The sequence below is a fragment of the Bartonella sp. ML70XJBT genome, from assembly GCF_028618425.1.
Lineage (GTDB): Bacteria > Pseudomonadota > Alphaproteobacteria > Rhizobiales > Rhizobiaceae > Bartonella.
This window is the reverse complement of record NZ_JAQISX010000003.1, coordinates 216,421-224,570: the sequence shown is the minus strand read 5'-3', so window position 1 is coordinate 224,570 and position 8,150 is coordinate 216,421. Positions and strand designations below refer to the sequence as shown.

The 8,150-nt window shown below is 37.3% G+C and carries 8 protein-coding genes; 1 reads left to right on the top strand and 7 read right to left on the bottom strand.

The genetic code is table 11. From position 1 onward, the window contains the following. On the bottom strand, nt 1-864 hold an 864-nt coding region (locus tag PVV65_RS02760; protein WP_273789123.1), incomplete at its 3' end, for an integrase arm-type DNA-binding domain-containing protein. Between the two features lie 268 nt (nt 865-1,132). Here PVV65_RS02760 and PVV65_RS02755 point away from each other — a divergent pair. Continuing rightward, the gene (locus PVV65_RS02755; protein WP_273789122.1) at nt 1,133-2,191 is read left to right on the top strand and encodes a tyrosine-type recombinase/integrase; all 1,059 of its coding nucleotides are present in this window, start codon (nt 1,133-1,135) and stop codon (nt 2,189-2,191) included. Between the two features lie 158 nt (nt 2,192-2,349). On the opposite strand, the gene PVV65_RS02750 is transcribed toward PVV65_RS02755, so the two are convergent. The 6 genes from PVV65_RS02750 to der all read right to left on the bottom strand — a co-directional run bounded on the left by PVV65_RS02750 (nt 2,350) and on the right by der (nt 8,147). After that, nucleotides 2,350-2,844 carry a F0F1 ATP synthase subunit B gene (locus PVV65_RS02750; protein ID WP_273789121.1) on the bottom strand — a complete coding sequence of 165 codons (495 nt, stop codon included), beginning with the start codon at nt 2,842-2,844 and terminating at the stop codon, nt 2,350-2,352. Between the two features lie 11 nt (nt 2,845-2,855). Continuing rightward, nucleotides 2,856-3,422: a F0F1 ATP synthase subunit B gene (locus PVV65_RS02745; RefSeq protein WP_273789120.1), complete on the bottom strand. Its 567-nt coding sequence runs from the start codon at nt 3,420-3,422 to the stop codon at nt 2,856-2,858. 128 nt (nt 3,423-3,550) lie between these two features. After that, nucleotides 3,551-3,781, bottom strand: coding sequence for a F0F1 ATP synthase subunit C (locus tag PVV65_RS02740; protein ID WP_005773968.1), 231 nt, complete (start codon nt 3,779-3,781; stop codon nt 3,551-3,553). 53 nt (nt 3,782-3,834) lie between these two features. After that, a complete protein-coding gene (locus PVV65_RS02735; protein WP_273789126.1) occupies nt 3,835-4,593 on the bottom strand; it encodes a F0F1 ATP synthase subunit A in 759 nt (252 codons plus the stop codon). A gap of 7 nt (nt 4,594-4,600) precedes the next feature. Further along, a complete protein-coding gene (locus PVV65_RS02730) occupies nt 4,601-5,035 on the bottom strand; it encodes an AtpZ/AtpI family protein (protein WP_273789119.1) in 435 nt (144 codons plus the stop codon). Between the two features lie 1,687 nt (nt 5,036-6,722). After that, nucleotides 6,723-8,147 (bottom strand): ribosome biogenesis GTPase Der, encoded by a 1,425-nt coding sequence (gene der / locus PVV65_RS02725; RefSeq protein WP_273789118.1) that lies wholly within the window; start codon nt 8,145-8,147, stop codon nt 6,723-6,725. Nucleotides 8,148-8,150 lie beyond the last annotated feature (3 nt).

Genomic DNA, 8,150 nt, shown 5'->3' with positions numbered 1-8,150 from the left:
CATACATTTATCACTAAGGGGACCCCGACCGGTTGCAGAAAAAAAGAAGTCATTACGAGAAAGCGGACGCGCTTGTTTTAAGATTTCTAATGCCTCTGATGATAAAGGAACGCGAAATTCTTTTGTTGTATCACGCTTTCCTTTCATATTCTCAGCAGGAATTGTCCATATATCCCCCTCAACTTGATCTTTATGCATATGACACAAGGAATTGGTACGAACGCCTGTAAGGATAAGCAAACGCAAAGCTAGTCGTGTTATGTTTTGTGTTTTACAGAGTGACTGATAAAAAGCCGGCACTTCTTTCCAATCCATGGCTGGTCTATTAGTGACCTTATGACGTTGTTTACCTAAGAGAGCGCGTGCTTTTGTTACTGCTTGTAAATCAACATCCAAACCTAAGGCAGCCGCATGTTTAAGACATATATTAAGACGATTCAGTGTTTTTTTTGCTGTTGCAGCTTTTGTATGCCAAATAGGGGCAAGCGTGTTGCGTATCTCTGTTTGTGTAATCTCTGAAACGGGGAGGCAACCTAATTTAGGGAGAATATGAAGTTGTAAAGGTGAAAACCAATCCCCATTTTTACCCTCTCCTTTTAATTCAGCTTTACGACTTTCAAAAGCATCTAGAGCAATATCTTTTAAATAATGGAGATTGCTTATTGCTTCACGCTTTTGTTTATCGCGTTCTTTAATGGGGTCACGCCCTTCACGAAGAACAGAGCGCCACCCCGTTGCCAATTCACGGGCTTGTTTTAAAGAGACATCTCTTAAAGCACCCAAGCCCATTTCACTGCGGCGCCCGTAAATGGTATAACGATAAAGCCATTGAGCACCGCCATCTTTACGCTTATGAAGAAGCAAGCCGGCACCATCACACTATTTGCCAGCCCCCAATGTTGCGACAGACCTTGCATTAAGACGGTTCATAAGAGCCATTTTTTAATCCTTTCTTATACAAATTTTATCCATACATTCATCCCGCTTGTGACGTGCAAATGAGTGATTTTAATTGATGCAACATAAACAGATTTGAAATGAGAGAATCTTACGTTATTCGAGACTCTCATTCAATATGAATAACGCTAGATTATCATTATAAATCATGTGTTATCTTAAGATGTAAAATACCATGCCAAAACCACGCCCCCCTCATCTTGTTAAACAAATTACACAACATGGTAAAATTGTATGGTATGTCCGTATTGGTCATGGAAAACGTATTAGAATACGCGGAACTTATGGAACGCAAGAGTTTGCTGACAATTACAAAAATGCGCTTGCCGAATTACAAGGGCTTATACTTCCTAAATCCAAAACCGGTAAACTTGTTGAAGGTTCATTCGCATGGCTGCTTAAACAGTATCTAAACAGCTCTAATTGGCATAGCCTTGCTAAAGTTACCCAAAAAAATAGAGAACGCATCCTTATGAAGGTATGCGACTCCATAGGAAACATTCCATACCAAGTAATTGAAAAAAAACATATTATAGCTGGTGTTGAACGGCGTAAAGAAACGCCAGCAATGGCTAGAGAATTTCTGAAAATACTTAATGGGCTCTTTAATTGGGCAATTGAACAAGGTCTTTTGGAAACTAATCCAACTTTAGGCGTCAAAAGACCAGCTCTTAGCAATAAAGATGGATTTGCTGCTTGGACAAAAGAAGATGTTGAGAAATATTATCAAAAATGGCATCATGGTACCCATGAACGTGTCTGGATTGATGTCCTCTTATATACGGGTTTGCGTCGTGGTGATGCCGTTCGCATTGGCTGGAAAGATGTAAAAAATAATATTATCCATCTCAAAACAGAGAAAAGTAAATTCCAAACAGATGTTTTTCTGCCTATTTTACCAGAATTAGCCAAAACACTTGAAGCTGGTCCTATTGGAGAAGAAACATTTATTTGTGGTAAACATAGAAGAAAAATAGCTAAAACTAGTTTTGGAGGTGTATTTTATAAAGCATGTACACAAGCTGGTATTAACAAATCAGCACACGGTTTGCGAAAATTAGCAGCAACACGCGCCGCTAATTCCGGTGCAACAGTATCACAATTGAAAGCAATTTTTGGCTGGACAGAAGACCAAATGGCATCTCTTTATACAAAGAGCGCAGATCGCAAAAGGCTAGCTCTTGAAGCGATAAAAAAGCTCCCAAAAATTAGAGATAGAGGCAAAAAAACATAATAAAATCAAGACACAACTATTCCTTTATTTATATAATAACTCATTGATTCTTATGTTTTTTATTCAGTAAGATTAGCATAACCACATAATAGATAAAGAATTGGATATAGAAAAAATCATGCACCTAAAAAAGCAGTTTTTTATCTCTAAAATTGCCATTAATTAAGATATGTCTTCATTTTGTTCAATGATTCCTTAGAAAGAGCTTCTTTAAGGAGTTCATTTGCCCTATTAGAATCTAATTCCTTTGCAATAAGAATACGTGCTGTAGAAATTGCCAAATCGATAGCCGATGAAGAAACCATGCGGATTGCGTCCGCTTCTGCCTGAGCAATTTTTTGCTCAGCTAATTTATTGCGGTTTTTTACATATTCTTCCGCTTTTGTACGAGCCTCAGCAATAACGGATTCAACTTCATGCTTTGCTGCTGCAATAATTTCCTGCGCATCTTTTTCTGCTTCCGCGTGCTTGCGTTGATATTCAGCTAATATTTCCTGTGCCTCTTCACGAAGACGCAGAGCCTCATCCAGCTCATCTTTGATACGCTTCGCGCGTGCATCGAGATGATGTAAAACTTTCTGTGGAATCTCGAAATAGACTAAAAGAGCTAAAAAAAGAACTAACCCAACAAAAGCCCAAAAAGTATCACTCATCTTTGTCTTCCTCAATAATCCGCAGTTTTAACAACTGAACGAACAGCCTCTTTGCTGATATCAGCATCAATCAATTTTTTTACAATTTCAAGGGCGACTTCTTCAGCGATAGAACCAACATTTTGCATAGCTTTATCACGAATTTTCGCTATCTGTTTTTCAGCATCTGCAAGCTTTTTCTCTAAACGCTCTTCAACTTCTTTCCGTTCAAGCTCCGCCTTTTGTTTTAATTCTTCACCAGCAGCTTGTGCTATGGTATGAGCTTTCAAACGCGCTTCTGCTAATTCACGCTCATAAGTTTCAACAACAGTATCTGCTTCCTGCTTCATGCGCATTGCCTGATCTAAATCAGATGCAATTCGATCTCGACGTGTTTCAATAACACCCCCAATACGCGGTGCAATCACACGAGAGATAAACAGATAAAAAAGTCCGAAAGAAATTGCCAACCAGAAAAAATGCGAACTAAAATGAACAAAATCAAAAGGCGGAAACACGCGATTTGCATGCTCTGCCACTTTCTTGATATGTTCTATCGACGTTTCAGTATTCTGTGCATAAGCGCTGGAAACAAACATCTTCTTTCATCCTCTAAACAGCTTAAACCCTCTCCAACCAATGATAATTGACAAAAAATTCTCTGATTGAGAGCTAAAAGGGTAAATCTTTTCTCATAGTGAGAACAAATATACCCTTTTGATAATGATTAAACCCCAAAAAGAAGTAATAAAGCAATGAGCAATGAAAAAATACCCAAAGCTTCTGTCACAGCAAAACCAAAGACGAGACGTCCAAACTGACTATCCGCGGCTGATGGATTACGTAATGCACCAGAAAGATAGCTTCCAAAAATATTACCAAGCCCTAAAGCTGTTCCAGCCATACCAAAGCAAGCAAGACCAGCGCCAATATATTTTGCTGCAAGCACCATTTCCATATTATTCTCCTTTAAAGCGAAATTGCACTATTCGACGGAAAACCGCCAATTTATTAATGTCCTGGATGAATTGCATCATTAAGATACATACATGTTAAAACTGTAAAGACGTAAGCTTGAAGAAATGCAACCAAAAACTCAAGAGCCGTAATCGCTACAGTCATAATAAGGGGCAAAACTGAACCACCAACACCTACAACTCCTACCCCAATCATTGAAACAACAAACCCTGAAAACACTTTGAGCGTAATATGACCAGCAAGCATATTCGCAAAAAGACGAAGCGAAAGGCTGATGGGGCGGGAGAGAAAAGAAATAATCTCAATCATTGTCACGAGCGGCAAAACGACGATAGGAACCCCACTGGGAACAAATAGTTTCAAAAAACTAACTCCATGCTTATAAAAACCATAACCAATCACCGTCAAAATAACCACCATTGCCAACGAAAACGTGATCATGATCTGTGAAGTCACCGTATAAAAATAGGGGAAAAGACCAATAAAGTTAGCAACCAAAATAAAAGTAAACAGAGAAAAAACTAAAGGGAAAAATTGCATTCCCTGCACACCAGATGATTCTCGCAGAGTCGACGCTACAAACTCATAGGCCATTTCTGAAAGAGATTGCATCCGCGTTGGAACCAATCCACGGCTTGATGATGAAATAAAGAGAAAAACAGAGGTTATAACAACCGTAATGACTGTAAACAATGATACATTTGTAAATGATAAATCCATATTTCCTATGGAAATCTTAATCAGTCGTGAAATCTCAAACTGATGAATAGGATCTGGAGCGTGTGCTGTCACTTCAACCTCATTTATCGGACCTCTCACTGGCCTCTTTATTGTGTTCATCTTGGCGCAATACGCCTTTTTGTTCCAATCGACTGGAGGAAACATACCCCACAGAACGAAGAATACTCAATACACCAGCAGCAAATCCAAGAAAGAGAAAAAACACCAATCCCCACGGCCATGAACCTGCTAACTTATCAAACCCTACCCCCAAAACAATACCGACAATAACACTTGCCAGAAATTCACTGGAAAGCTTAATTGCATCCGCCATCCGTCCTTGTGATTTGTCCCGTCTATCCTTATGCTCACGCGTCCTTAATGCTTGCTTGCGCACTAAAGCTACGCCTAAGTTCTTACTACGACATTCCAAGTCCTCTGAATGAAAACACTCTCTTTGCTTTTTCTCTTCAGCCTCCTTGCGACTTATAACGGGTTTCTCGCCCATCGCCATCATTGGCTCCTTCATCAAAAAGCAAAGTAAAAATGCATCTCATAAAACCGTGTGCATCATATTGTTCCCGAATTTATTCGTCAAGACACTAAAAGAAATCTATCACCAATTATCGTATAAATTTTACCGCCTAAATAACATATTTTTCAATTCACATGCTTTTTTTAAGACATTTCTTAAAATCCCCAAACCAATTTCATAATATCTCCTAAGAATACATAAAAGCTTCTGTGAATAATATAATAAAACTCATAAGTCCACTATCTTTATACTGAAGCGACAACACAGCATCATTATACACTTTGTTAACTCCAATGTTGCAATAGCCCAAATCTTTTAAAAAGCATAAAAGACATTTGTTTTTTAAAATCATTTTTACTCACACATCAAACCTACTTATGATGGTAAGAACATTATTTTAATTAATTCAATATGAACATGTTTGAAATTTAAAGAATCTTATAATTTTTGCCGTTCTTAAGTAAATATAAAAAGTGATGAATTATTATGATAAATCAACAGATTATAAAATTTATAACACTAAACGTTAACACATTAGTGTATCATCATTCTAGCTTGCAAACAAATGAAATGCTGTCTTGTTTTCTGCCAAAATCATATTTTTTCCTCATATCCTGTAAATAATAGCAAAAACATAACTGATGTCTTATTCGTGGTAAAATAACAGACTAAATACATATTTATTTTTATTGAATGTGAATCAATTGCATAGGCCTTACCCATCATATGTTAAGGAAAATCGATGCTAATGGAACTCTTGCATCTTTTAAGCAAAACATATTGATTTATAAGAAACGTTTATAATTTTTGACTTGAATAAGAACCCTGATAAGATACTTCACGTATTCATGTTGAAGTAATCAAAACTGTTTTTGTATATCACAAGAAGGATTGATGTGTACTTAAAAAATTACCTTTTATGCTCTCTTTCAAAGCGACAGTTGGTAAAAGTAAAATTGATATACCATTGAAAGCTGAAAATAATATGAAAGCATTCACTTATGCTTTTTTTCAAGTAAACTTGCATTTTTGTTTAAATAAAAATGCTCAACGGATTGTGTATGACCCTATTCTATAGATGTTTTATGTTATACCTATTTACAGGCACTCTTATGAAATGGGACTAGAAGCATAAAGAGATTTTTCTTTAAATCCGCGATATAATGAATTACAAATTTAAATAGGATACAATAAAACTTGAATACGATTGCTATACCGTTTTATACAATTTTAATCCACTTTTTGAATTCCACACTTTAGAAGTGAATATTGTTAGATTTAGCAGATATTTTTACTTTTTATTAAAAAAAATCTCTAGAAAAAGCGCTCGTGAATACCCTTTAGTTTTATAAAAAGATAACTTAATGCTTCTTTACAAATAAGCATAACTACTATTATTTCTTTCTGATTACCTCTATTTTTACATAAATATACTAGAGTCTTTATCAAGAGATAATTAAAACGAGAAAGCTCTATAGCACGCAATGATAAATGACTATTGATTTATCAATAGATTAAAATAAAGATTTTTTTCTTTCTTTTATGAAAAGAAGATGATTGTCTGTTGAAATTATCATTTCACTTTCGATGTTTAGAACACTATAAATTATGAAAAGGCTTATTTTTAAGGTTGTATAGACTTCATTCACTTTAAAATAAAGAGCTATCATTTCTTTTTAGAACGTGTCGCAAAAGGATTATCAGAAGCTCTTAATGATAGGCGCATTGGTATACCAGGCATATCAAATGCTTCACGTAATCCATTGACAAGATAACGCAAATACGACTGGGGCATGACTTGGGGCCGTGAGCAAGAAATCATAAATCCGGGAGGACGTGTTTTCACCTGTGTGATATATTTAATCTTAAGCCGACGTCCTGAAACCGCCGGTGGTGGATGATGTGCTACGACAGTTTCAAGCCATTGATTCAATTTAGCTGTAGAAATGCGACGATTCCATACCCGGTGCATCATCATGACATTTTCCATGAGTTTATCAATTCCTTGACTATATTGTCCTGATAAAGGAACAGCTCTCAAACCGCGAACTTGAGGAAGAAATCGCGCACATTTTTCATGCAAATCAATCAATGTGGTCTGATTATTTTCAATAAGGTCCCACTTATTGAAAGCAATAACTGGAACACGCCCTTCACGAATCACAAGATCAGCAATTTGTAAATCCTGCTTCTCAAAAGGTATCGTTGCATCAAAAACAATGACCACCACTTCTGCAAAACGAATAGCGCGTAAAGTATCAGCGACCGATAGTTTTTCTAATTTTTCTTGAATTTTTGATTTTCGACGTAAACCTGCAGTATCAAAAAGTTTAATATGACGACCACCCCATTCCCAATCGACAGAAATAGAATCGCGGGTCAACCCTGCTTCTGGTCCTGTTAACAACCGATCTTGCTTCAACATACTATTGATAAGCGTAGATTTTCCTGTATTGGGACGCCCCGCAATAGCAATCCGAATAGGCTTGCTTTCATCGTAAATAAGCCCCTCTTCTTCCGAATTATTTACATCATTACCAAGAGAGGCTGGCTGTATCGTCATATTTTCTTCTGTGTTGTTGCCAAAAGCGCACTCTGGCCCAACAGCCTCTATAATGGCATCACGAAGATCGCTAAGTCCCAAACCATGTTCAGCCGATATGAGACACGGCTCTCCCAAACCTAATGACCACGCCTCATACTCTCCTCCTGTTGCCGCTTTTGACTCAGACTTATTGGCAACGAGCACAATCGGTTTTCCTGACTTGCGAACCAGTGAAGCAAAATTCAAATCACTCGGTGTTATTCCGCTCTTTGCATCAAATACGAATAAAATAAGATTTGCTTCATCAATCGCAGCTTTTGTGTGAGAACGCATACGCCCCTCAAGGGTATGATCCCCTGCTTCTTCCAGCCCAGCCGTATCAATTACATCAAAACGTAGATCTTGAAGTTTTGCCGTATGAATACGCCGATCACGTGTTACACCCGGCTTATCATCAACCAAAGCCAACTTTTGCCCAACCAAACGATTAAAAAGTGTTGATTTCCCAACATTGGGGCGACCAACGATAGCAATGGTAAGGCTCATCGA

Coding starts and splice junctions, on each gene's coding strand:
- PVV65_RS02755 (WP_273789122.1), top strand. CDS start 1,133: ATGCCAAAACCACGCCCCCCTCATCTTGTTAAACAAATTACACAACAT.
- PVV65_RS02750 (WP_273789121.1), bottom strand. CDS start 2,844: ATGAGTGATACTTTTTGGGCTTTTGTTGGGTTAGTTCTTTTTTTAGCT.
- PVV65_RS02745 (WP_273789120.1), bottom strand. CDS start 3,422: ATGTTTGTTTCCAGCGCTTATGCACAGAATACTGAAACGTCGATAGAA.
- PVV65_RS02740 (WP_005773968.1), bottom strand. CDS start 3,781: ATGGAAATGGTGCTTGCAGCAAAATATATTGGCGCTGGTCTTGCTTGC.
- PVV65_RS02730 (WP_273789119.1), bottom strand. CDS start 5,035: ATGGCGATGGGCGAGAAACCCGTTATAAGTCGCAAGGAGGCTGAAGAG.
- der (WP_273789118.1), bottom strand. CDS start 8,147: ATGAGCCTTACCATTGCTATCGTTGGTCGCCCCAATGTTGGGAAATCA.